At 64.8% G+C, this 23,516-nt stretch carries 28 protein-coding genes; 13 read left to right on the top strand and 15 right to left on the bottom strand.

Features of this window, described 5'->3' with window-relative positions; translation table 11 throughout:
- Positions 1 to 3: 3 nt before the first annotated feature.
- Positions 4 to 930 carry an FAD-dependent monooxygenase gene (locus F6B43_RS19395; RefSeq protein WP_170285760.1) on the top strand — a complete coding sequence of 309 codons (927 nt, stop codon included), beginning with the start codon at positions 4 to 6 and terminating at the stop codon, positions 928 to 930.
- A gap of 118 nt (positions 931 to 1,048) precedes the next feature.
- On the opposite strand, the gene F6B43_RS19390 is transcribed toward F6B43_RS19395, so the two are convergent.
- The 6 genes from F6B43_RS19390 to F6B43_RS19365 form a co-directional block, all read right to left on the bottom strand.
- Entirely contained in the window at positions 1,049 to 2,173 is a 1,125-nt protein-coding gene (locus tag F6B43_RS19390) for a glycerate kinase (protein WP_150450741.1), read from the bottom strand.
- Positions 2,174 to 2,548: 375 nt separating this feature from the next.
- A complete protein-coding gene (locus F6B43_RS19385) occupies positions 2,549 to 4,165 on the bottom strand; it encodes a purine-cytosine permease family protein (RefSeq protein ID WP_150450740.1) in 1,617 nt (538 codons plus the stop codon).
- A 35-nt stretch (positions 4,166 to 4,200) separates the two neighbouring features.
- Positions 4,201 to 4,653 (bottom strand): SRPBCC family protein, encoded by a 453-nt coding sequence (locus F6B43_RS19380; protein ID WP_150450738.1) that lies wholly within the window; start codon positions 4,651 to 4,653, stop codon positions 4,201 to 4,203.
- A gap of 293 nt (positions 4,654 to 4,946) precedes the next feature.
- The gene (locus tag F6B43_RS19375; RefSeq protein ID WP_150450736.1) at positions 4,947 to 6,110 is read right to left on the bottom strand and encodes a PucR family transcriptional regulator; all 1,164 of its coding nucleotides are present in this window, start codon (positions 6,108 to 6,110) and stop codon (positions 4,947 to 4,949) included.
- Between the two features lie 50 nt (positions 6,111 to 6,160).
- Entirely contained in the window at positions 6,161 to 7,084 is a 924-nt protein-coding gene (locus F6B43_RS19370; protein ID WP_150450734.1) for a dihydrodipicolinate synthase family protein, read from the bottom strand.
- 32 nt (positions 7,085 to 7,116) lie between these two features.
- Positions 7,117 to 8,325: an LLM class flavin-dependent oxidoreductase gene (locus F6B43_RS19365; RefSeq protein WP_150450732.1), complete on the bottom strand. Its 1,209-nt coding sequence runs from the start codon at positions 8,323 to 8,325 to the stop codon at positions 7,117 to 7,119.
- A gap of 313 nt (positions 8,326 to 8,638) precedes the next feature.
- Here F6B43_RS19365 and F6B43_RS19360 point away from each other — a divergent pair, with 313 nt between their 5' ends.
- Genes F6B43_RS19360 through F6B43_RS19325 form a run of 8 tightly spaced genes read left to right on the top strand, consistent with a single transcriptional unit; the run spans position 8,639 to position 15,249 of the window.
- Positions 8,639 to 9,169 carry a flavin reductase family protein gene (locus tag F6B43_RS19360; protein ID WP_211368216.1) on the top strand — a complete coding sequence of 177 codons (531 nt, stop codon included), beginning with the start codon at positions 8,639 to 8,641 and terminating at the stop codon, positions 9,167 to 9,169.
- 1 nt (position 9,170) lies between these two features.
- A complete protein-coding gene (gene ribB, locus F6B43_RS19355; RefSeq protein ID WP_343030110.1) occupies positions 9,171 to 9,908 on the top strand; it encodes a 3,4-dihydroxy-2-butanone-4-phosphate synthase in 738 nt (245 codons plus the stop codon).
- Complete coding sequence (locus tag F6B43_RS19350) at positions 9,905 to 10,843, top strand: dihydrodipicolinate synthase family protein (RefSeq protein WP_150450730.1); 939 nt, start codon at positions 9,905 to 9,907, stop codon at positions 10,841 to 10,843. Before ribB ends, F6B43_RS19350 begins: the two co-directional genes overlap by 4 nt.
- Positions 10,840 to 11,868: an alcohol dehydrogenase catalytic domain-containing protein gene (locus tag F6B43_RS19345; protein ID WP_150450729.1), complete on the top strand. Its 1,029-nt coding sequence runs from the start codon at positions 10,840 to 10,842 to the stop codon at positions 11,866 to 11,868. The genes F6B43_RS19350 and F6B43_RS19345 overlap by 4 nt, the downstream gene beginning before the upstream one ends.
- Positions 11,869 to 11,895: 27 nt before the next feature.
- Positions 11,896 to 12,327 carry a GlcG/HbpS family heme-binding protein gene (locus F6B43_RS19340; protein ID WP_150450727.1) on the top strand — a complete coding sequence of 144 codons (432 nt, stop codon included), beginning with the start codon at positions 11,896 to 11,898 and terminating at the stop codon, positions 12,325 to 12,327.
- A 23-nt stretch (positions 12,328 to 12,350) separates the two neighbouring features.
- Entirely contained in the window at positions 12,351 to 12,812 is a 462-nt protein-coding gene (locus F6B43_RS19335; RefSeq protein WP_150450726.1) for a hypothetical protein, read from the top strand.
- On the top strand, positions 12,809 to 14,368 hold the full coding sequence (locus F6B43_RS19330) for a GMC family oxidoreductase (RefSeq protein ID WP_150450724.1): 1,560 nt from the start codon (positions 12,809 to 12,811) through the stop codon (positions 14,366 to 14,368). Before F6B43_RS19335 ends, F6B43_RS19330 begins: the two co-directional genes overlap by 4 nt.
- Entirely contained in the window at positions 14,341 to 15,249 is a 909-nt protein-coding gene (locus F6B43_RS19325) for a TIM barrel protein (RefSeq protein ID WP_170285759.1), read from the top strand. Before F6B43_RS19330 ends, F6B43_RS19325 begins: the two co-directional genes overlap by 28 nt.
- 674 nt (positions 15,250 to 15,923) lie before the next feature.
- Here F6B43_RS19325 and F6B43_RS19320 read toward each other — a convergent pair.
- From F6B43_RS19320 to F6B43_RS19310, 3 genes are read right to left on the bottom strand one after another with little or no spacing between them, the layout of a single operon-like run.
- The gene (locus F6B43_RS19320) at positions 15,924 to 16,769 is read right to left on the bottom strand and encodes a hypothetical protein (protein ID WP_150450721.1); all 846 of its coding nucleotides are present in this window, start codon (positions 16,767 to 16,769) and stop codon (positions 15,924 to 15,926) included.
- Positions 16,770 to 16,783: 14 nt separating this feature from the next.
- Positions 16,784 to 18,427: a relaxase/mobilization nuclease domain-containing protein gene (locus F6B43_RS19315; protein ID WP_150450719.1), complete on the bottom strand. Its 1,644-nt coding sequence runs from the start codon at positions 18,425 to 18,427 to the stop codon at positions 16,784 to 16,786.
- Positions 18,424 to 18,819 (bottom strand): plasmid mobilization protein, encoded by a 396-nt coding sequence (locus F6B43_RS19310; protein ID WP_150450717.1) that lies wholly within the window; start codon positions 18,817 to 18,819, stop codon positions 18,424 to 18,426. The genes F6B43_RS19315 and F6B43_RS19310 overlap by 4 nt, the downstream gene beginning before the upstream one ends.
- A gap of 227 nt (positions 18,820 to 19,046) precedes the next feature.
- Here F6B43_RS19310 and F6B43_RS19305 point away from each other — a divergent pair, with 227 nt between their 5' ends.
- From F6B43_RS19305 to F6B43_RS20165, 4 genes are all read left to right on the top strand, one after another.
- Positions 19,047 to 19,367, top strand: coding sequence for a hypothetical protein (locus tag F6B43_RS19305; RefSeq protein WP_150450716.1), 321 nt, complete (start codon positions 19,047 to 19,049; stop codon positions 19,365 to 19,367).
- A gap of 246 nt (positions 19,368 to 19,613) precedes the next feature.
- Complete coding sequence (locus F6B43_RS19300) at positions 19,614 to 19,859, top strand: glutaredoxin domain-containing protein (RefSeq protein WP_150450714.1); 246 nt, start codon at positions 19,614 to 19,616, stop codon at positions 19,857 to 19,859.
- 3 nt (positions 19,860 to 19,862) lie between these two features.
- Complete coding sequence (locus F6B43_RS19295) at positions 19,863 to 20,069, top strand: hypothetical protein (RefSeq protein ID WP_150450712.1); 207 nt, start codon at positions 19,863 to 19,865, stop codon at positions 20,067 to 20,069.
- A complete protein-coding gene (locus F6B43_RS20165) occupies positions 20,069 to 20,362 on the top strand; it encodes a helix-turn-helix domain-containing protein (protein ID WP_425486863.1) in 294 nt (97 codons plus the stop codon). The genes F6B43_RS19295 and F6B43_RS20165 overlap by 1 nt, the downstream gene beginning before the upstream one ends.
- Here the strand turns inward: F6B43_RS20165 and F6B43_RS19290 are convergent.
- The 6 genes from F6B43_RS19290 to F6B43_RS19265 all read right to left on the bottom strand — a co-directional run bounded on the left by F6B43_RS19290 (position 20,259) and on the right by F6B43_RS19265 (position 23,401).
- Positions 20,259 to 20,600 (bottom strand): hypothetical protein, encoded by a 342-nt coding sequence (locus F6B43_RS19290; protein ID WP_150450711.1) that lies wholly within the window; start codon positions 20,598 to 20,600, stop codon positions 20,259 to 20,261. The genes F6B43_RS20165 and F6B43_RS19290 overlap by 104 nt on opposite strands.
- Positions 20,601 to 20,657: 57 nt before the next feature.
- Entirely contained in the window at positions 20,658 to 21,239 is a 582-nt protein-coding gene (locus F6B43_RS19285) for a hypothetical protein (RefSeq protein ID WP_150450709.1), read from the bottom strand.
- 374 nt (positions 21,240 to 21,613) lie between these two features.
- Positions 21,614 to 22,192: a recombinase family protein gene (locus tag F6B43_RS19280; RefSeq protein ID WP_150450707.1), complete on the bottom strand. Its 579-nt coding sequence runs from the start codon at positions 22,190 to 22,192 to the stop codon at positions 21,614 to 21,616.
- A complete protein-coding gene (locus F6B43_RS19275; RefSeq protein WP_150450706.1) occupies positions 22,189 to 22,386 on the bottom strand; it encodes an antitoxin VbhA family protein in 198 nt (65 codons plus the stop codon). Before F6B43_RS19275 ends, F6B43_RS19280 begins: the two co-directional genes overlap by 4 nt.
- The gene (locus F6B43_RS19270; protein ID WP_150450704.1) at positions 22,383 to 23,186 is read right to left on the bottom strand and encodes a Fic/DOC family protein; all 804 of its coding nucleotides are present in this window, start codon (positions 23,184 to 23,186) and stop codon (positions 22,383 to 22,385) included. The genes F6B43_RS19275 and F6B43_RS19270 overlap by 4 nt, the downstream gene beginning before the upstream one ends.
- A complete protein-coding gene (locus tag F6B43_RS19265) occupies positions 23,183 to 23,401 on the bottom strand; it encodes a hypothetical protein (RefSeq protein WP_246160068.1) in 219 nt (72 codons plus the stop codon). The genes F6B43_RS19270 and F6B43_RS19265 overlap by 4 nt, the downstream gene beginning before the upstream one ends.
- Between the last annotated feature and the right edge of the window lie 115 nt (positions 23,402 to 23,516).

The following is a 23,516-nucleotide window of genomic DNA, read 5'->3' as shown; positions in this document are numbered from 1 at the left end:
ACCGTGCGAACGCGTCTCGGCGTTCGGCGCTGTTGTCATACGCCACCGTGCTGCTCTCACGAGCTGCACGGGCGTCCTGGGCGGCGACAGCGGCCTCTCTGTCGGCCTGCGCCGCCGTGTCGGGATCCTCTCCGCGAGGCCGGCGAGTCCTCGACCCTGCGTGCCGCGTACGTCATCAGAGCGGACGGCGCTCACAGCGCTGTTCGTCGACTCGCCGGCATCACGATGCAGGGTCCTGGCGAGCTCGGCGCGTACATCGCGGTCGTGTTCCACGCGCCGCTGGCGGACATCGTAGGGGCGCGACGCCACGGCCTCTACATGCTCATGAGGCAGGGGCCGCCCTGGGTTCAAGTTCGCGGCCACACCGTCGTGCAGACGGAAACGTTCACCACCGGGTTCTCGCAAACGCTGACGGACGAAATCACCCGCGCGGGCGGGCACTATGTCGAGGCTCCGGTCTCCGGATCTGGTGGGCCGGCCATAGACGGGTCGCTGGTGGCAATGCTCGCCGGCCCCGATGATTCCATCCGGTTCGTGGAGCCACTAATTGAAGCGATGTACAGTCAGCGGTTCTATTGCGGACCAGTGCCGGCAGCGTTGTCTATGAAGCTTGCCGTGAACACATTCCTGATCACCATGGTCACCGGGCTAGCGGAAAGCTTCCACTTCGCGAAACACGTCGGCGTCGACTCTGGCGTGCTGCGGGAAGTTCTGGCGGCCGGGCAAATGGCGTCCTTGGTTTCCCGGGGGAAGGCACTGAAACTCACGGCAGGGGATCTGGAGCCGCAGGCGGCGATCGCGGACGTGCCGAAAACGCGCGCCTGGTTGAGGAGGCGGCTTTGGCCGTCGGGTCCGCTCATCCACTCATCCGAGCGAGCCGCGAACTGTATGAAGAAGCTGCTGCCGCAGGTCTGGGATCGCTCGATATGATCGCTGTGATTGGCGCGCTCGACGCGCGAGCGGGAACCTCTGGGCGGCCCGCGGACGGCGACCGAGCGGTGCGCTGCACTTCGACGTGGACGCATCCAGAGGCGATGGTTGGCTCGTTCTAGTTAAATTTCTCGGCCAGGGTGGCGCCGACCTGGCGCAGCCACCTTCGGGGGTTCGCCCGCGCAGCCCGGCCGTCCCCCGCGACAGCTGTCAATGACACATGGGCCGCAAACGCGGAAGTATCGGCGTCGGGCGCGATGCGCCCAGCCACCAGCACAACGGGCACACCCAGTTCTGCAGCGAGTGCTGCGACGTGCGTTGGGGCTTTGCCGGCGGCGGATTGGCCGTCAAAGGAACCCTCTCCTGTGACGACGACTGAGGCTTGTGTCAGGGCCTCGCGCAGATTGATGAGTTCCGCGACCTCGGCTGCGCCGGGAACGAGTCGGGCACCCCACGCGAGGAGCCCGAAGCCCACTCCGCCGGCGGCGCCGGCTCCCGAAGTCCCAGGGTCTGCAGGAAGCATTTTCGCGAGCCGCGCAAGGCGAGTATTGGAGCTCGGGACGGCCGCCGTGCTGAGGCCCTTTTGCGGTCCGAAGATTGCTGCCGAGCCGAGCGTGCCAAGCAAGGGGTTGGTGACGTCGCTGAGGACCCGAACCCCACCGGGGGGTGGGGGTTGAAGTCCGGTCAGATCGGCCGCCGCGACTGTTTCGAGACCGCGGTTGCCGAGCGGGATTGTCCTTCCTTTCGTGTCCGCGAATCGCGCGCCCAGCGCGGTGAGCATTCCCGTGCCACCATCGGTCGATGCGCTACTGCCAATGCCGAGCACGAGCCGTGAAACGCGGTTCTCCGGGGCCCCGTGGGCCAGCGCGGCGGCGATCGCTTGGCCGAATCCGAGTGAGTGGGCGTCCAGCGGCAGCAGGTCCGACCCGAGGAGTTCGATGCCCGAGGTCGACGCGAGTTCTACAATCGCCGTCCCGGTGGGCGCGTCGTCAGCAGGCGGGAGGAGAAGCCAGGAGGCCTCGACGGGGCGCCCGTGCGGACCGGTCACGGTTATGGGCATTCGTGTGCTGTTAGGGATGGCGGTGGCGAACGCGGCGAGCGTTCCCTCTCCCCCGTCTGCCATGGGACGCGTGAGGATCTCGGCCGACGGGTCAGTGGCGCGCCACCCATCGGCCAGGGCGTTGGCCGCGTCTGCGGCCGTGATGGATCCTTTGAAGCTGTCAGGCGCGAGCACGACCCTCATGTGCTGGAGCCCGCGGATAGAAGGGGCAGAGACGATCGTTGCGCTCCTGTGCGGTCAGAGCACCAGTCGCTGTGGTCCGACCGTGATGACCTGCCAGTCGTCGACAGTGCACAGTTGGGGTTCGCGGGCGTCGCCGCGCTGTGTCCACGGCGGTCGCGAGGCGACGCGTGCGGTCGCGACCGACAGAGAGGCGATGAAGCGCGCGTCGCGCTCACCTCCCTCCTCGTCACGGCGTTGTCCGTGGCGAGGAGGGAGGTCGCGGGTTCAATCGCGATCACTTCATGTTCGTGTCGGCTGCTGACCCGTCCGGGCAGATATTGTCACCGTGAGGATGGGTGTGGTGCCGCGGCCTCGAGTGAAGACTCCGACGATGACTCATCCGCGGCTTGTCGTTTCGGCTTCGTGTTTTGCGGCGACCCGGAAGCCATGAGCGTTTGCACACAGGGAGCAGATCGCTTGGTTTTCGTGGGAGGGGTCGCGGTCCATCTCGACGGCGATATATGACTTCTTGCAGTTGTGGCATTGGACTCGGGTCTCCCAGATGTCTTCTACCTCGTCGCGGGGATCATTTGGTCGCCTCAGAGTGAACCACGCCGGTCGCGCGAACAGCAGGGCGAGGGCGTAGATTCCTCCGGCCAAGATGAATGTGATCGGTAGTGCCCAGGTGCCACCGAATGGCGAGTTGGTCGCTAGCAGCGCGATCCCTACACCGGAGGAGATGATCCACGCTCCGAGTCCGCCAGGGTTCGCCCCGGGAACTCGACCAGGTCTGAATTCGATGAGCCCGCCTTTCCTGTTCACGTTCTTGCGTGACCGATACGCCATCTGAACGAGCGCGATGGCAACCCAGGCGACGATGATCGCCCCTTGATAGGCGAGCCATTGAAGGAGGAAAGAGAAGACGTCCAGGAACATGACGCCGAGCATGACGATTCCGACGACGACGGCCCAGAGCCAGCGTGGAAGCTTGAGCTTGAAGACCTGCGCGAAGAAGCTCTCCAGGTAGGACGACGCGAGATACAAGTTCGCGGTATTGATCTTCGTCTGGGTGGCGACGATGAAAATCAACCCCAATATGCCCATCATCTTCACGATGCTGACGACCACTCCGATTTCGGACACTCCCTCATCCTGTGGGATCACCGCGACCAGGTAGATTCCAATGAGTCCGTTGACGAAGTATGAGAAGAAGTAGAAGACGGGTCCGAACGTGATCCAGCCGTTGAATTTGATGTCCTTCGGCTGACCGAGCCGCGCGAAGTCGAAGCAGTACATCATGGTCGCGAAGATGCCCATGTAGACGGCGTAGACGTACAACCATCCGGGTGCGGCCAGAGCGGTGGTGATGGTTGCGGGCTTATTTGCCCAGTCCGGCGCGTATCCGTAGACCACCGTCGCCCAGATCACCGCCCCGACCATGCCTGCCACGAAGATGGGCAGCAGCCACTTATTCACCTTCTCGATCCAGACGCGTACACCTCCGAGAACGAGAGGGACCGAAAGCGCCACGACCACCACGTACCACAACTGGATCGGGCCGCCGAAATAAGCCTGAAGTGCCACGGCAACGACTGAGCCCTCGAACACCGCGAACCAGATCGCGGTCAGCGAGTAGACAATCGTCACCAGGGCGGCGCCGGAATAGCCGAAGAGGCTTCGGGAGAAAAGGCCAACGGTGAGACCGGATGTGGTGGCGGTTTTCTGCATGAAGTAGTTGATCAGGCCGTACGTGGCACTGGCGAGCGCAATTCCGATGATTGCATCAGCTGTACCGACGACGGAGGCCACGGTCGCGGACAGCACGACTGTGAACATCGCGGTCAGCAGTGAGGACCAGGCGAAGGCCATACCGGCCCGGCCGATTCTCCACGTCTTGGGGACGACGTGCTCGGCGTAGTCGTCACGAGCAGCGTCGGATACGACGTGCGGGTCATCCGTCTGACGGACGACCAAAGGTGGCAATGAGATCTTGCTTTCACGAGTAGTGGACATTGGGTCTCCTTTGACCAGCTTGAGTGGGATGGAGTTCAGTTGGTGATGCGACTTGACGCGAAACGGGCTTTGATCTGCTGCAGGCCGGCGCCGTAGATCTGGTCAGCGAGGAGGTGGTCGTTCGCCTCAGCATCCGCGGCGTCGCTGTCGTAGTGGCTACTCCAGTCGACAAAACTGCCGCCCGTGTCGGAGATCAGAGTGACGCGCATCGTGGAGTAGTAGTTGTAGAAGGGGAACGGCCCCTCCGTCAGGTGGTAGGTCAACGTGCGAGCGACATCGTCACGCGCGACGAGAGTCTCTTTCACAACACGACCATCGGTGAGAGTTATGACGCGTTCACAGCCGAGAAGATCGACGGGCTGATCATCCGTGATGATGCTGTCCGCTACGAGATCGAGATAGGTGGGCGTTGCGTTGAAGTCCTTCACGAAGTCCCATACGACGCTGGGTGGTACGTCGACGACGGTGCTTGCAAATGATCGAGGCAATTGAGTTTCCTTCCGTCTGGCTTACGGCTGAGGAGCCGTAGTACCGCACCCCAGCCGCGAGCGGTCTTCCTTGACGCCCGGCATTCGGCACGACGTGGGCTTGTGCGCCGCGGGACTGCGCCCAGCATGAGACTTCCGACGTGTGGTCGACAATCGATCAATGGCATATCAACGTGCGCGGCAGCCTTGTGAACTTCCCACAGTCCGCGGCTGTGGTGCCGGCGACCGGAAGGACACCCGGCAGTCACTGCGCTCGTCAGCGGGGAGCGGCGGCAGCAGGGAGATCCGTGCTGTCAGCCTTGGAGTTTCTCCCACCGGAGAGCGACCGCCATCTCGATCAGGTCAGTCAGGTTGAGCGGGTCAAACCCCGTGAGCTCGTTGATTCTGCGCACGCGATTCGCGACGGTATTGATGTGTACGTACAGGTCTCGCGCGACCCGCGCTTGAGAGAGATTGTTCTCGATCAGGGACTCAAGCGTCTCCCGAAGCTGCGGATTGCTGTCCAACCCGTGGAGCCGGGACGCCGCAAGGATGGCGCTCAATTGCGGCCGCGCCTGCAGAAGCATTTCGATGAGCACCTCGTGGTAGAACACCACACGTCCTGACAGGCGAATCCCGGCGATCTTCGCCGCATCCATGGATTGCTGGCAACCCATGCTGGCGCTGCGTAGGCTCTCCGACTTCTGCCCGACACCCACCGCGCATCCGTCAGGAAGTTGGGCGTCCTCAATGGCTGCTCTCAGGGAAACGTCCGCATGGTCTCTGCCCTCGGGCGTGACAACGAGGACCAACGTCGCATCCGCCAAACTGCCCGTCAATACACGCGCTCTCTTGCTCACCTCAAGGCGCGACTTGAGTCGTCGCAGTGCACGCTGCGTCTCGAGCTGGTCGACGCCGGCAGGCCACATGATCGCAAGGGAGACAACGGGGGAATCGACGTCCACGGAGAGCAGCCTGCGCCAATCCTCCAACTCTGCGTCGTTGAGCGTCAGGCCGCTCGCCACGGTGGAGACGAGCTGGTTTTCCGCAGCTCGGGCGGCGCCTTCGGCGGCGGTAAATGTCTCGCGGTACGAGTTGATGACCTGCTGGGTCAGCGCATCGAACGTCGAAGTCAGCAGATCAGCCACCGTACCCGGGCGAAAATCGATCACCCCGCTCGTGTTGGCGAAAAGGTCGAGCATCAGAACACGTTCGGTGAGTCGGAAGGCCTGGATCACCGATTCCAGGGGCACCAACTGCCGCGCCCTCATCGCCCCGACACTCCGGGCGTGAGAGAGGTCCTCGTAGGTGGGTGGCGTCTCCTCCTGCAACACACGCAGCGCCAATGCCAGGTTGGACCGTGTTGAAGGAGTCAATTCGGCCTGGTCGAAGAAGTCCGAAGAGTATCCGGGGTACTCGTTCCACACCTTCTGCGTGATGAGCTTTGTCATCGCGTCGAGGTCGGGGGTGTAGCTCACCCCGGAATCAGAAACCACCCGGGCATCATAGCGCCGGTTAGGCGCGGCAGTCAGATGAGACCTGCCGAGGACATCGCCGCGCGAAGTTCCGTCTTGTCAGCCTCATCGGGTTCGATCTCCGGAGGGCGCACTCTCGCGCTCGAGAAGATCCCCAGGACCTCAAGCGCGTACTTTGTCAGTGCAGCAAACGTGGCCGACCTCACGCGCGTGGAGCCGAACGTCGAATCGAGAATAGGAAGGAGCGTGGTCGCGAATATGGCGCGAGCAGCGTTGTAGTCGCCGTCGCGAATATGCGCGACGTATTTGGCCCAGTGCTCGGTGCCGACCGCGCTTGCTCCGAGCAGCAGGCCGTCGGCCCCAAGCATCATCATCGTCAGTAGTTCGGGCGCATCGCAGGCGGCCAGCATCGAAGCGTGCTGCCCGACAGCCTTGAGCTGCTCCACGTAGTATTCCGCATGCCAGACCGCGTTCTTGACGGCGACGACCTGATCGATCCGGGCGATCTCAGCCAACGTTTCGGTTGTGTAGTCGCAGCCCGTGGCATGGGGGTATTGGAACACGACGATCGGAACATTGGCCTCGGCGAGTTTCTCGAAGAACATCACCGGTGCCACCGCGCTCCTGCTCAACGAGCGACGCGCCATGCTGTCAAAGGGGGGCAAAACGAGCACGGCGTCTGCACCCGCCGCAGCCGTTTCAAGCAGAATATCGATGCCGGCTTCGCCTGAGACCGGGTCCACTCCCGCGATGACGTGTTGCCCTGGCGAGAACTCGGATCGGGCCGCCCGCACCACCTCGAGCCGCTCGTGGGGGGATAGCGAGATCAGTTCACCAGCATGGCCGTTCACGGCCACGCCGCTGACTCCCTCGATGGCGCTCATCGATGCCAGATAGGGTCTGAGCTCACCGTGATCGATGGTGCCGCCACTGTCGAACGGAACGGTGGGAGCGGGGAACAAGCCCTGTAGCTTCATCGATACATATCTCCAGTCCGCAGCCCGCGCAGTTAGTTGCGAATGCCCATCTTGCGGAGGATCGGCAGGACGTCGTCTTGCATCTGATGCAGGCCCTTCTGTGGATCGGAGAAGTTGATGAACAGGCTTTCGATGCCGACCTCATGGAGTGCGCGGATCTTCTCCGCGACCGTCTCAGGTGAGCCGCACAGCCGGGGCGATGTCATGCCGAGGGCGAACGTCTCGACGAACTCTCTAGGCAGCCCCGGGTACCCCTCGTAGTCATCGCCCTTGGCTGAGGAGTCCCCTGCGCCGAAGGTGTCGATTCCCGCCAAGGCTTGGTAGTAGCCGTAGACAGCTTCGAGGTCGACCTCGTCTTGATACCAGGCGAGACGCTCCGCGGCGAGTTCATCCGTCGCCTCGATCAAGGCCCAGGACATCGTGGCGATCTTGACTTTCCGGTTGTACTTGGTGGAAAGATCGCGGATCTGGGCGACCTTGTCGCGATACCCTTCCAGCGATGGCGCGAGGGTGAAAACGACGTCGACATTGCGCACTGCGAAGTCGATGCCCTTAGGCGATCCGCCGGCGTTCATCAGCACAGGCCGTGGGGAACGGGAGGGTCCCGGAGCGACAATCGCGCCGTATGACTGGTAGTAATCACCCTCGAAGTTGAAGCGCTCCTTCTCATGCCAGAGGTGTTTCATGAGCACAACAAATTCCTCGGCCATGTCGTAGGCCTCGTCGTGGTCGAGCGGATCGAGTCGTCCGAACGCAGCGCGTTCCTGAGCCTGATAGCCCGACACGATGTTCAGACCCCAGCGACCGTTCGAGATGTGGTCGATGGTGGCGCCGAACTTCGCGATGTGAAGCGGGTGGAATCCGTAGGTGATGTGCGCCGTCGAAATCACGCCCATCTTCTCGGTAATCGGTGCGGTCGCTGCCGCACTGGCAAGAAAGTCCAGCGCGGCGCCGTTGAAGTTCGTTGCGCCGCCGCCGCCAATCCAGCGGCCAAACGGGACCTGGTAATCGAAGCCGATCTCTTCGGCGAGTTTGATGAGCTTGCTCGACCTCTCCCAGACCCAGTAGTCGGCTAGACGTGCCTCGTCAGTCAGCACCGCCTTTGATGCCATCATGCCCGCGCGCACGTTCCAGCCGAAGAAGCCCAGCTGCAGGGGCTGCCCGGTCTCCAGATCAGGCTGTCCACCAGGATCGAAGGGACCGCGCGTCGTCTCGACCGTCCTAAAGCCGTTGTTGACCATTCATCATCCTCTTTCGCTCCGCCCAACCGAGTCATCCGTGACCGATCGGGTCCAGTAATCGCTCGAGCATCGATTGCCCATAATCCGAGTACGCGCCGGTTAGGCGCGGGTCGGGCTCGACTCCGCTTCTTGAAGCCGTCTTCTCGGTATCGTCGTCGACCTCTCGGCAAGTCTCAGCCTCGCGGAGCACGATCGTTCGAGCAATGGCCGAACGGACCACATTCCCGCGCGAGGGGGTAGGAGGGTTTCACAACTTGCTCGGCACATTTTTCCGTCATTCAGACCTTGAGTTGCGTTCTTCACACATGGGACGGTGAATTTCCTAGCCACCGAGGAGTTGAGGTACATCGTGGTTCACGAAGCAACAAGCGTAATGGTCGGCGGTGCGGCGATGCGCGAGACGATGGCTCTGTTCGGCACAGGACTGACCGTTGTCACCGGCATGTCCGGAGACGGGCCGGTGGGTTTCACCTTGCAGGCGTTTTCCTCCCTGTCATTGGAGCCTCCGCTGATCTCCTTAAACGTGGCCCGGTCATCCTCCTCCTGGCCGAGGATTGTCGAGAGCGGCCGGTTCGTTGTGAACGTGCTGGCTGAGGGGCAGGATGACCTTGCTCTCACATTCGGGACGAGAGGCACGGACAGGTTCGGGGAGGTGGAGTGGACACGCGGTTCCTCAGGTCTTCCGCATCTCCCCGGCTGTATGGCCTGGATCGAGTGCAACTTGGTCGCCACTTACGAAGGCGGCGACCACCTGATCGCGGTCGGAAGTGTGCGCGATCTGATCGAAGGCACCACTCGGCGACCACTCATCTTCTTCGACCGCGAGTTCCGAAAGCTGCAATAGCGTGGAAACACCGTCTCTGTTCTCCTCTGTAGACCGCGTCCTGGAGACACTCCGCGCCGGCAGACCGGTGATCGTCTCGGATGCTGCCCACCGCGAGAACGAGGGCGACGCGATCATGTCAGCAACGCTGGCCACACAGCAGTGGATTGCCTGGATGGTACGCCACACCTCGGGCTACCTCTGCGCACCCATGCCCGCTCCGCTCGCGGACAAGTTCGCGTTGCCGCTTATGGTCGCTGAGAACGAAGACCCCCGCCGTACGGCATATGCCGTGTCCGTCGATGCCGCGACGGGGATCACCACGGGCATCAGCGCCCACGACCGGGCCCGCACGCTCAACCTGCTCGGCGACCCGAACGCAACAGCTGCTTCGTTCATACGGCCCGGACACATCCTGCCCGTTCGCGCGGTCGACGGCGGCGTCCGTCAGCGTCCGGGACATACCGAGGCGGCCGTCGAGTTGATGCGCGCCGCCGGCCTCCCGCCTGTCGGAGTAATCGGCGAAATGATCTCCCCCGACGGATCAACGATGCGCATGAACGACCTGCTCGCCACTGGTGTCCGAGAAGGCGTGCCGGTCACGACAATCGAGCACCTCATCGCCTGGCTGGATGAGCGTGACAACCGGACCAGGTCTCGTCCGGAGCGTCCGGCCGTCGCCCTTCACCGAACCCCGCAACTCGCCACCCGAACCGTGCAACTTCTAGACCGACCGACCGAGAGAATGGACTCTACATGAAGATCGCGTCCCGCAAGGTGATCGCTTCCGTCGCCCTTCCGATGTCCGCCGACGGCGACCCGGACTTCACCGCGTTCCGCCGGTACTTGCGCTGGCTCGCCGACGAGCAGGGCATCACTGCCTTTGCGATCAACGCCGACACCGGCGAAGGTGCGCACCTGGACAACCCGGAGCGGCTCCGAACGGCCGAGGTTGTGCGCGAGGAGTTCGGAGACACCGTCTATCTGGTCTCAGGGCTGATCGCCACCCACGACCGGGCGGCGAAGCAACTGGCCCACGACCTCTCCGCAGCGGGAAGCGATGCCCTTCTTATGTTCACGCCTCCTGCCTTTGCCGGCACGACCTTGAGCAAAGAAGCCCTCGTGGGATACTTCTCTGCCACGCGAGAAGCGGGACTCCCCCTCATCGCGTTCAGCCTGATGGCCGATGTTGGCGGGGTTACTCTTGGACCGGACACCCTCGCGTCGCTCTGCGCCGTCCCCGGCCTGATCGCCGCGGTAAAGGATGCCTCATTCGACGCGCGCGCGTACGTGCGCACCCGCAACCTGCTCAAACAGGACTTCCCCGACGTGGAACTGCTTACCGGATGCGACAACTTCATCCTCGAGTCCTACCTGCTGGGTGCCCACGGCAGCCTCCTAGGCTTCGCCGGTCTGGCGGGCGCGGCCACTCTTCGATTGCACGACCTCGTACACGCTGGTCGCATCTCCGAGGCTATTCAGTGGGATGCCGAGAGGATCGCACCCCTCGCCGCCGTCATGTACGGCGAGCCTATCCGCGACAACCGCTCGCGCCTGAAAGAGGCCCTGGTGCACCTCGGGGTCATCGACTCCGCCCACCTTCGCGCCCCTTTGCGGCCGGTCTCCGCGCAGGAGCGCCAGCGCATGCTCGCGGTGGTTGACCGCACCTTCGCGCCCCTTGGAGTGCCGGCGTGAAGGCTGTCGTCATCGAGGAATTCGGCCACGCCAAGCTCACAGACATCGAGCGACCGGTACTGCACCGACCGACCGACGTCATCGTCCAGGTGGCAGCGGCAGGCATCTGCCAGACCGACATAGAAACTATCGAGGGCGGGCTCGTTGCAGCCTACGGTGTCCCCCAGTTCCCTTATGTCCCCGGCCACGAGACAACCGGTTGGGTACGCGAAACCGGGGAAGCGGTGACGGCTGTTGCTGTCGGGGACCCTGTCGTGCTCCACCCGGTCTCCACCTGCGGGGTATGCAGCGCATGCCGGCGCGGCGCGGACATGTACTGCCCCAGCCGCACCTTCCCAGGCGTCGACGGTTCCACGCCAGGCGGCTGGGCGGAGTTCATCCGCGTCGACGAACGAGCACTCGTCCGTGTCGGGGCGGACACCGACCTGCTGGCATTATGCCCGCTCACCGACGCCGGTCTCACCGCGTACCATGCCGTCGAGCGAGCACTACGGACACTACCGAGCAGCACCGACGCTGCAGTGATCGGCCTTGGGGGCGTCGGACTGTTCGGACTGCAGTTGCTGCGCGCAGCGATTCCGGGCAAAATCGTCGTCCTCGAACCCAACCTGGCGAAGACGGACCTGGCATACGAGCTCGGCGCCGATGAAGTCGTGACGGCGGTCGGCTCCCAGGCACAGACGCAAGCCCGCGCCATTGCGCCGGAAGGCTTCTCTCTGGTTTTCGATTTCGTCGGTGCGCCGGAAAGCGCCGATACAGCCGTCTCCCTCGCCGCTCGCGGTGGAGTTGTGTCAATCGTCGGCGCGGGAGGCACGCTCACCATCGACACGCTGAGCGCCGTCGTCGCCGAATTGACGATCCTGTTCAACCTCGTCGGCACCCACACCGAACTCGAAACCCTCGTTCGTCACCGTGCGCCTGCGATCCGCTCCCCCTACACCACCTACCCGCTCGCGGATTTCGAACGCGCAATCGAAGACATGCGCGCCGGGCGAGTTGTCGGGCGCCCCGTCCTCCTCCCCTAACCCAACACCAAATCTTGGAGAACCAAAATGATCGACACCGCTGCCCTCACCCGCGAAACCCGTCAGCTCACCATCGACGGCGCGCGCACCATCGTGCAGGCCGCCGCCCGACACGCCCAGTCCCTTTCCCTGCCGGTCACCATCGCAGTCACCGATGCGGCCGGACGACTCCTCATGCTCGAACGCCTCGACGATGCCCCGTTCGCAAGTATCCAGGTAGCCCAAGACAAGGCCTTCAGTGCCGCCAGCACCAAAACCCCTACCGACGCCTGGTACACCATGGCCCAAGACGACCCTGAATTCGGCTACGGGCTGAAGAGCATTGACCGTCTCACCCCGCTCGCCGGGGGCATCCCGCTCCTCTCCTATGGTGTCGTCGTAGGAGCGATCGGTGTCAGCGGCGGCAGCAACGCCCAAGATCGCGCCATCGCCCAAGAGGGCGCGACCGCGCTCGGGTGACCGCGCGCGAACCTGGACCCACCATGGAACACGACCACGTCGACGAAGCCCTGGTCCACGTTGCCGCCCGAGTCGCACGGCTGGCCTTCCCCCATGACGTACCCGATGAGGTGTACGAGATGGCGGCAACCGACGCCCTCACCCAGGACCATGACGATCCGCGCGAGGACCTGAAGATTCGGCGATCGCTTCAGAGACTCACCGAGTTCCTCGATGACGATGCTCAACTACTTGCAAGTCTGAAGGATCTATCCGACGAGGCGTGGTTCCGCACCTACCGGCAGCTCATCATTCCGGGGATCTACGGCCATCCAGCCGTCTGGGCCCGGCTCGGATACCAAGGACCCTCACATCACCTGGGCGGCTACCTTCACCGAGGCTTCAACGACCTGACTTGGCTACCCGACCCCCGCGTCGAGGAGTTCCCCGAACCAATGGCCGAGATCGGCCCGGACAGCAGATCGGCCGACGGGGTCAGCCGATGAGCACACGATTCGCGCTCACCGATGAGGACGTCTTCGTCATCGTCGGAAGCGGACCCGGCGGGGCCACCCTGGGGTCCGTGCTTGCCAGCGCCGGCAAGAAAGTGGTCATGCTGGAGGCGGGCCCATGGGTACCCAACGACGACTTCGTCAATGATGAGCGCGAGGCGCAACGGCTCCTGGGGTGGAACGATCGACGCACGACCTCAGGCACCTGGCAACTCGGACACGACTTCCCAGGCAGCCCCGCAAACATGGTCAAGGCGGTCGGTGGCACGACACTCATCTGGACCGGCCTCACCCCTCGATTCAAAGCACACGAATTCGCCGCGCGATCGACTTACGGGAACATCCCCGGCACGAGCATCGCCGACTGGCCGATCGGCCTGGATGACCTGTCCCCCTACTACAGTGAAGCAGAGCGCCGACTGGGAGTATCCCACCGGCACGGTCGCCGGCCACTCCCCGCGAACAACAACTACAAAGTCCTCGCCGCTGGCGCGCAACGCGTCGGCTACCGACACTTCGCCACCGGACCGTATGCCACCAACGTGGATCCCCGCGACGGCCGACCCGGCACGATCCAGGACGGGTTCAACTTCCAGGGCGACCGTCAGCGCTCCAAGTGGTCACCCCTGGTCAGCGAAATCCCCCGAGCGCTCGCCACCGGAAACCTCGATCTCCGGCCAAACTCGCACGCCTTCTACATCGAACAGGGCGACCACGGACGCGTCACAGGCGTCGCCTATTTTGATGCGGGCGGCGTGGCTCGCTTCCAGCAGGCACGGGCTGTTGCGGTCGCCGGTAACGCAATCGAGACGCCCCGGCTTCTGCTCCTGTCAACGAGCCGACAGTCTCCCCGCGGGCTCGGCAATCACGCCGGCCACGTGGGACGTCACTACACCCGCCATGTCTCCGGAAACGTCTTTGCTCAATTCGATCAACCTGTCAACTTCCACCGGGGCGAGTCGATGGCCGGAATTATCGCGGATGAGTCCCGACATGACCCAGAACGGCCCTTTCCTGGCGGGTATTACCTCGAGCTCATTGCGCTGGCGCCGATCGCCTTGGCTCGGTTCGTCCAACCGCACGCCTGGGGGCGCGACTTCGCCCAGATGATGGAGCAGTACTCCCATACGGCGGGACTCTGGATCACTGGTGAAGACATGTCGCAGCCGCCCAACCGCGTCACACTCAGCGGCCGGGTGGATCAGCGCGGCCTTCCAGTCCCGAACGTGAACTACGACGATCACCCCGCTGACGTGACAATGCGCAAAGATGCCTTCGAGAAGTCCCGCGCCCTCTACGCCGCAGTGGGTGCCGTGAGCATCTCGACCGCCCCGCCAACACCATCCGGTCACAATCTCGGAACAGCCCGAATGAGCGAGCACCCAGACGACGGCGTCGTGGATAAGTGGGGACGTGTGCACGGAGTGCCAAACTTGTTGGTCTCAGACGGATCGGTCTTCACCACGAGCGCCGCCGCCAATCCGACCCTCACAATCGTCGCTCTAGCGCTGCGTCAAGCGGCGTGGCTGCTGAGGGACGCGGCGTTGTGAAAATTCTTCGGAGCACCACCGCCGAGACGCGGCTGTCCATAAACACTGCGACCCTGGGGAATCCGCCCTTGCAGACCGCATTGGACGCTATCGCGACCGCCGGCGCGCGAAACGTTGGACTGTGGCGTGAGACCTATGAAGGGATGAGCCCAACTCAGGCCGCACGCGCCGTTACAGATCACGGGCTTCAAGTGTCGACCCTATGCCGATGTGTCCTCACGCCGGACGCTGCGATGATGTCCGACGCCCGGCGGGCGGCGGATGATGCTTACGAGCTGGGCGCACAAGCTTTAGTTGTGCTCGCCGGAGGCCTACCACCGGGATCCCACGACCTTGACGGAACGCGCAGGAGGATGATCGACACACTCGGCGAACTAGTTCCCATCGCGGAAGAGGCGGGTGTCCGCATTGCGCTAGAGCCGCTGCATCCCATGTTCACCGCTAGCCGATCGGTTGTGAATACTCTTCGCCAGGCGCTGGACATCGTCGCGCCGTTCCCGGCGGAACAGGTAGGCGTCGTCATCGATACGTTCAATGTCTGGTGGGACCCGGAACTCACGGAACAGCTCGGTCGTGCCGGGCGCGAGAATAGGATCGCAGCGCTTCAAATCGCAGACTGGTCGCGTGATCACGAACACGGGCCATTCCTCACCCGCGCACTTCCCGGCGACGGCATCATCGACCTCCCGGCGATACTAGCCGCCGTTGACCACGCCGGGTTTCGCGGTCCCATCGAAATCGAAATCTTCAACGACCAGCTTTGGCTCCAACCCGGCCAACACATCGCTGACGAGGCAATGAAGAGCATGTCAGCCATACTGAGGGCTATCTCGTCCTCTCGTTCTATTAGTGAAATGGGTCGTCAATACTCCACCCAGTAGATGCAGAACTGTCTGGTGCGCCGTCTGACGCGCCATGGTCCGCTCCACGTAAGCTGTCCGTCCGCTCATCCACGTTCCGGTGCGGCGTCTTCTCGGGGATCCGTCTATCGGAAGACTTCACCAAGTCTGATCGGGAACCCGTCCAAGGGTCGGCGCTGTAACAGCAGGGAGGGTAGCTTCCGGTGCTGGTCATTCTCCAACCGTCGTTTGCAAACGGATGGGCCGTGAAACGCAGCTCACCCAAACGTGAATATGCGGCCGGTCCGTGACGACCAGTCGATGGCTTCCATAAAAGGTCGCATCCAGCGCTCGCGAGCCAGTGGGGACCGCATCGCAACCTCGAGCGTGGCCAAATCGTCGAACACGGCGAGAGCGACAGAGCTCGCCCACCGGTAGAGCTCGATACCATCAACGCCCGTGCCGCTACAGGCCGCGTCGTAGCGGGCGATCCGCGCAGCGGGGATCGTCGCACGTAGTCGGTGCACTGGACCTCCTTTGTTGCGGATGAATAGGTACCCGTCTACGCTAAAGGCATAGCCCCCGACGCAGCGCACGCGAGTGTGACGGTCGGGGTTCATCTTTTAACCCGTGCGACTCAGCTCGCACCACCGCTAGAGGCGGCAACGCGCAGCAGCCCATCCGGGAAACCGCCAAACTTCCAGCCTCCCGTCTCGTTATCGTGAGAGGCCGCCGCGGTCGCGCTGCTGCGTGTTCCCAGCCCGGCCCTTCCGGAGCCGCGGGGCGCGGCCGGTCGGTGTGGTGACGGCCTCGCGGGGGTGCTTCGCGTTGCCGCTGTCTGCGAGGACGCGGCCACGGACCTCTTGCTCCGACGCGGTGCCCTCCAGCGACCGTGCGAACGCGTCTCGGCGTTCGACGCTGTCATACGCCACCGTGCTACTCTCACGAGCTGCACGGGCGTCCTCGGCGGCGACAGCGGCCTCCCTGTCAGCCTGCGCCGCCGTGTCAGGATCCTCAGCCTCCCAGGCCCGCGTCTGCGCGTCGTCGGCGTCTCTACCCCGGCCCTCGGCGGTAGCAAGGAGGATCTGGCTGGCGGTCAGGTCCCCGCCGGAGCGGCGGCGTTCCTCCCGCGCCTCGGCGCGGTCGCGTTCGGCGTTGCGCAGCGCCTCGGCGACGGCGGCAGGGTCGGCGCCGGGCCGGTCGACGTCAACGCCGTACCGGTCGCGAACCTCCCGGCGGATGGTGTCGTGGGCGGCGGCCGCGGCGTCATCGTGGTCACGCCACGCGGTGGCCGTCTCGTACACGGCGGCAATGTCCTCGGCGCCCGCGCGAGTCCACCACTCCGGCTGGTTCACCACCGCGAGCTGGGCGCGGGCGGCGCCGCGTTCAGCGTCGAAGCGTGCTTGCAGCTCGCTTGCTTCCTGCCGGGCGTCCGCCTCCCGCTGACGGGCCAACTGCTCGCGCAGCCGGGAGATGCGTTCCCCGAACTGCGAGGCGACTGTCAGCGCGATCCGCAGCGAGTCGTCGAACGTCTCGCCCACGCCGTCTGTCTCATCGACCATGACCCTGGTCCCTTCTACTCCCTACCGTTGCCGTCACGACCCTGTGACGTGTCGGACGTTGACCGCTTCCGCGGGGTGATCGGGCCCGGCAGCGGGGAGCGTGTGCCGGGTGCGGCGAGGCCTCGCTGTGCGCGGCGCACCGCCTCCTCCTCGGGAGTAAGCGCGAGGCCGGCAGCCGGCGTTGCATCCTTCCCCGGGACGGCTGGTAACCGCTCCTGGATCGCGGCGAGCTTGTCACGCAGCGACCCGCTCATCTGCTCCGCCCGCCGGGCATCGCCGGCGGCGGTGTGTGCGTCCAGGAGCGCCACGGACAGTCGGCCGAGCTGGCGGAACAGGATCGCCTCTGCGGCGGTCCCTCGGCCAGCGGTGGCCGCCTGCAACAGGATCATCGCAGCTCCCGATGCGGAGCCCATGCGCACCGGCTTAGGTGCGGACTGGTGCGCGCGGATGTGCGCGCTGCGGGACAGCTCTCGGGCTGTCTCGGCCAGCGGGCCCGGTGTCGTCTCGACCCGCTGTGACCACGCCGCGAACGCTCCGGCCGTCTCCCGCGCGACGTGCGCCCAGGTCGCCCGGTCGGTTGCCGGCACATCACGCAGCCGTGCCCGCAGCTCGCCCAGCTCGCGACTGTACTGCTCCCACAACTGCGGGTCCGGGATGCTCTCCTCACGCCCGGGCGCGACGGGGCGGTACTGCCACGGGTTCTTGCTCGTGGCGCGCCACTCGTCAACAGCGGCCTGCGCGGTCTGCGGGCTGTCCGGCCACCCCTCGCGCAGTCGCGGCAGGGTCAGGTCGCGGGCGAGGCGTCCGCCGCCGTACCAGACCGGGCGGTCCTCCCCGGTGGGTCGGACAGCGACCGAGTAGCCGGCCACAACGTCATCACGGCCGGCCGCGTAACGGGGTCGGATGAGAACCCCACCGCGGCGGAGCCGGCGCACGAACTCGCCTTCGTCCAGAGAGGCGATCGCCGCGGCGCGGACGGTGCGCTCCAGTCGGTGCGCGTCGACCTCGACACTCCCGCGACGGTCGGCGCTCTCGCGTTCCCCGGGCTTCACACCGCGCTCGCCCATGCCGAGCTGGCGGGACTCCAACGGCGCCAACGAGTGCTCCCGCTCCAGGTCGCGGCACACGTCCTGCGCGCGCTTGAAGTCGTTGTGCGTGGTGGCCTTCGTGCCGTCCTCCCGCACGAGCGACACGGCGATGTGCACGTGGTCGTTGCCGTTCTTCGACAGCCCGTGTCGCACCGCGACCCAGCGGCAGGCAGCTTTGCCGGACTCTTCGGTGAAGCCCATCCGGTCGACGAACTGCTGCGCGATCGTGCCCCACTGCTCATCGCTGAGCTGGCCTTCGTCGGCGTGCAGGGACAGCGAGCAATGCCACACGTCCGCGGGTACCCGGTCGGTGTGCAGCTCGCCGGTCTGCGGATCTTCGACCCGCACTTGACGGGTGACCTCCACCCCGTAGGCGAGGCGCGGAGTGTCCAGCGCGATCCCGATTTCGCGCGCCGCAACGGCATCGAGAACCGCGTACCCGTGCCGCGCCATGATCGCGTGGTCCCCCGCAACGAGATGCTGCTCAGTGTGCTCGTTGGCGCGGCCGTCACCGGCCAGGTAGGTCATCAGTCCGACGACGCGCGTACCGCGTGTGATGTTCGGGATCATGCGCCCGCCAGCCGTCGGATCGTCTCGTCGATGCGCGCGCTCAGGTCGCGGTACTCCGCGACCACGCCCTCCGCTTCGGCGGGGAAACGACCCTCCGTATTCGCGTACCGCGCGAGCTGGTTGACGTTGTTCGCCACGGTGCCGAGTGTGCGCGACAACGCGAACAGCTCCGCGATCGTCTGCTTGCGCTCCGTGCTGGTTTCGACGTTCGCGTTCATGCCGGCCTCAACCAGGAATCGCGGCACGGTCACACCCGCGACCACGGCCCGCGCACGCAACTGCGCGTCTTCCTCGGCGTTTGTCTTGACGACGTACCGGCCGGCGTTCCGCGGAGTGTCAGAGTTGGCGCGCCGCTGACGGCCGAACAGCCGTCGCTCGTTCTGCTCCGCCATGTTCTCACCGTCCCTTCGGCCCAGTGCAGCGAACCCGCCTCCTGGCGGGGACCATACGACCAGTATGCACCAGCGGTCACGCCGGGTCCAGACTTAGGGTACCTAAGTCTATAGCTTGCTCTGCCAGCGGCTCCGCCCCGCCCAGAATGCTAGTGACGGAAGGGCTACCCCGCTAGGGGTCATTCTCTCCCTAGTCGATGGACTCGACGACGATTAAGCTGAGTCGCATGAGCGACGCGATTCTGAATCCTGACGAGGCAGCGCAGCGAGCGCGCGAACTAATCGAGGCGGATGTGAACGCGCGGGTCGAAGCCGTGCGTCAAGTCGTGTCGGCGACGAACGACGCCGACGACGCGGAGCGGCGATGGAAGGACGCCACAGCTGCACACGATCGCGCCTGGCGCGCCGCCCTGGATGCCGGTTGGTCTGAGAAGGATCTGCGCGCGACAGGCGCGCGTGCGCCCGGCCAGACGAGTCGTCCCCGCCGTGCTCGCACTGCGAATAGTCGTTCCTCATCCGGTGCGAGTTCTGCTTCTTTGGAGGAGTAGCCTTCGGCTCTGATCTTCTCAACGGCCCCCGTCACGCTGCGCGCTGACGGGGGCCGTTGCGTGGGGCAACTTCGTTGCCTTTCGGCTTGTGGATGATACGCGCCGGTTTCGCTGCGGCAAGGGCTTTCGCGGCATATCCTCCCTCGCTGCGCTCAGTCCGGTATTCCACGGTCCCCTGCCTCCGCGCCCCCAACGCTGTGATTCGGCTCTTGCCGAAAGGCAATGAGGTGTGAGAGGAGAAGTGCCATGAACGATGAACCGCTGACCGTGTACTCCAAGGCCGGATGTGTGCAGTGCACGGCGACGCTGCGGGCGCTCGACAGTGCCGGGATCGCGTATCGGGTGGTCGACCTCGCCGGGGACCCGGTGGCGCTGGAGCACGTCAGGAGATCGGGGTTCCTCCAGGCGCCCGTCGTCGAGGGAGCCGGGGACCCGTGGTCGGGTTTCCGACCCGATCGGATCGACGAGCTGGTCAAGTCGAGGGTGGCGTGAGCGATGAGCACGACGGTGAGCTTCGCGACGATTCAGACGACGTTTCCCTGCGGCGACGGGGACCACTATCGGTTGTCGCAGAAGGTCGGGGAACGCGACCAACAGCTGCACGACTACGGCCGGCACGGGTACCGGCTGGCGAACACGGTGACGGTCCCCGGAACCGAGTTCGTGACCGTCATCGACACACTCACGAGGGAGGACATCTGATGGTGCACGAGCACTCCCCCGCGCCTGTCCTGCTGACCCCTGACGAGGCGGCAGCGATCCTGGGCCGCGACGTGGCGGAACTGCGACGGTGGCGGCGTCAGAACGTCGGCCCGACGTTCCACGACCTCGGCCGCGGACTGATCCGCTACGCGCGCGAATCACTGATAGATCCCGACGTATCAGCCCCGCTCAGGAGACTCGATCCGCCACGTCTGCCGGCAGCCGAGGCGGCGGGTCGCTCCCTCGAAGAGCCACCCAAAGAATGCCGTACTGGTCCTGACGGCTGGCTTTAGCAGCTGCGCCGATCGGCTCAGCGAGATTGATCGCGATGTCGCGGGCATAACCCTCGACCGTGCCGTCCGCGGCAGCAGCGTTGAACTCGAACCGCTGGCCAAGAATCAACGCTGGGTCGATGGTGCGGGAGTACACCACACAGGCCGACGCTTCCCCATCCGACCACGCGCCAAGAATATGGACGTCGTCGGCCCAGTAACGGTCGACGGCAGCAATGATGTGTTCGTTCAGGTCCATCAGACTCCCTAAGAGCTGGAGACGTGGGTGGTTTTGACCCACGTCTCCAGCGTTGCACTACGGCGCTTCGATCACTTCGGGCAGGGGCTCGTACGAGAACGTGACCTGCTCGTCACCCGCCTCAATCGATCCCTCGAGTTCGACGATCTCTTCCGAAGACAAGATTTCCGCTTGCTCGGCCGATTCCTCCGCTGAGAGACTCGCGTCAGCGCTCGGGGTCGACGACCGGTACGGATTGTTGACCCCCGGATTCGTGATCGAGTAGGCGACCCAGTTCGGGCAACGTAGCTCGCCGCCCTGATAGCAGTACATCGTGAGCTGCCCCATCTTCCCCCCAACAGGCCATCCGTAGTAGTTGGTGTACGTCTGCGTGTCGTACACGCCCCGCACCTCCCGCTGATCAGTGAGAGTGCACGTCGACCCGCTGCACCGATACTTACCCGCATAGGCCTTCAGGAGGTACTGCAGGCCCTGCGTCGTGATGTTCGGCGAGAGCATCACGCGGCGCATCGCTTCCACACTCCAGATGTTGTGCTTGTTCCAAGCTTTGTCCATCCCCCAGCCCTGATTGATGTCAGCATCGTAGAAGCCGCGCCGGATCTGGATACTGCCGAGCGTCGGGTTGGACGCGGTCGACATCACCTGACTTGTCGGATAGCCAGCGGGAGGCTGCCCCGCCCAGGCAGGGGCAGAGGACACAACACCGCCCGTCAGCGCGGCCAACAGGACGCAGAAAGCCGCCGTCAGGCGCCGAGGTCGATCGCGTTTTCTTGGAGTCGGTCCCGCCTTGTGGACCGACTCCGGGCGCTCAGCCACGTGATTGTTCATCGCAAGTCTCCTCATCGCATCGTTCAGATGACCTGCCGTGCGGCGGGCCCACATAGACATGTCCGACCGGCCGAATCGGGTTCACATCAAAGCGAGCGGGGGACACCCGATGTTCAGGGCAGCGGTGGGGCGGGGCTCACAATGTAAGAACCGCCGAACGAGGTTCATCTCGGGCAACTCTCGCTCTACTGCCCGACGTTCTCCGGCTGAGCAAGGGCGCGGCGGACGGAGGCCGAGCTGACCTGCAACGTCTTCGCGATCGTGTCCCACGTCGCCGGTGGGGTCTGAGCGCGCATCTGTCGTGCGACCTCGACCCGTTCGGCGCTCATCACCGTGGGGCGGCCACCGACGCGGCCCTGGGCGCGTGCGTACTCCAGACCGAGCCGGGTGTTCTCCCGGATCGTGTCCACGCGCAGCTGCGCGAACACGGCGACGATGCCGAACAGGGCACGACCCATCGGGGTCGTGGTGTCGATCACCGGTTCGGTGAGGCTCTTGATATCGACGCCTTTGTCCTCCAGCTCGTGCAGCGTCTCGATCAGGATGCGCTCGGTCCCGCCGAGCCGATCGAGTCGCCGCACCAACAGCACATCCCCGGCCCGTAGGTAGTCCATGCACGCGACCCACTTCGGGCGATCCTTGACCCGGCTGGAGTCGCCGTGATCGACGAACACGCGCGCAGCTCCCGCGGCGCGCAGCTCGGCCTCCTGCGCCTTCGGGTTCTGCTCCCGCTTAGACACCCGGGCGTATCCAACGACGTTCACTGTCCATCCTCCTCGGGCACGCCATAGCGTCGGCGTGTACGTCGGCCAAGCTCGTCGACGTCGATCAGGCCGTCCACGTAGGCGGCTGCATCGGCTCGATACTCCGTGCCCGTCTGGAGATTCGACATGGCGGAGCTGTGTGCGGCGTCCGCCACGACCGTGGCCCGCATCGCTTTCTCGTCGGCGTCGATCACCGTCCCACTCCCCGTTCGCTTTTTCTGCTCTCCGGCGGACGCGGCCGCCGTGTGGAGCGGTTTTCTGACGGCGGGCGGAGAATGCTCGCCGGGTCCTGGCCGAGCGCACGTCGCTGCGTCTCGATCAACGCACGCATCTGCTGCCCCTCCGGGGTCTGCTCGAACGACAACCCGGAAATCGCGCTGTGCTGTCCGGCGCGATCGCGCTCGGCGAAACTCCCCACGCGATCGCGGAGGTAGTCGGCCAACGGCCGTGCCGAGCTGGCGACCGCGTGCAGGCGGACAGTGCGGAACGCGTCGACGTCGACGCGTCCCCAGTCAATCCGATAGCCGGCGGCCGCGGCGAGCTGGGTGACGAATGCGCTCTGACTGCGCGTGTTACCGTCTCGCATCGGATGCAGCGCCGTCAGCTCCCCCCAGTGGTAAGCGAGCCGGTCGACGAACTGGTCGTGCGGCAGGGCGCGGAGATAGTTGTCGCGGCGCAGCCCGTCGTCGATAGAGCGGGCCTGATCGGGAATGAACTCGGGTCGGCTGTACGGGATGCCAGTACTCACGGCCTGCGCGTCGACGTCGCGCAGCTGTCCGGCGAAGGGGTAAATCTCATCGAACAGGCGACGGTGTATCGCTTGCAACTGCGCGACGTCGAACCGCTCCGGTACCGGCTCGCGCGACATGGCCGCCCACCGCACGGACGCGATCGCGTTGACGGCCTTGTCCAGCTGCTCGGCGTCGCGAATGTTGTAGTGGTTGACCAGCACTCCCCCGGACCCGGGGTAGGTGTACTTGTCGTCGACGCTCACGCCGGGCGGAACGCCTGGCGGACCTCGCGCATCGCGTCCTCTTCGGAGATCTCCCCCACGAGCACGCGGCGGGCCCGCACGAGCGCATCTGCGTCCGGGAAGTGACCGGCGAGCTGCTGGCCCTTCTCGATTTCGGCCATGACGTTCTCCACGTCGATCGGCCGCTCGAGGCCAGGCGCGACGACCGCCATGCGCGCGGTGTGCGGAATGCTCATCGGGACCTCCCTGCTCGTCCTCCCAGTCTACCGGAATTGCTCAAAAACCTCCAGGCGAGGTTTTGCACAGAATGGGGTTTCGACAAGGGTTTTGACCATCTGCTCTTCCGCGGAT

This window comes from Microbacterium rhizomatis, assembly GCF_008710745.1.
In the GTDB taxonomy this organism is placed as follows: Bacteria; Actinomycetota; Actinomycetes; order Actinomycetales; family Microbacteriaceae; genus Microbacterium; species Microbacterium rhizomatis.
This window is presented reverse-complemented; position numbering and strand designations above follow the sequence as displayed.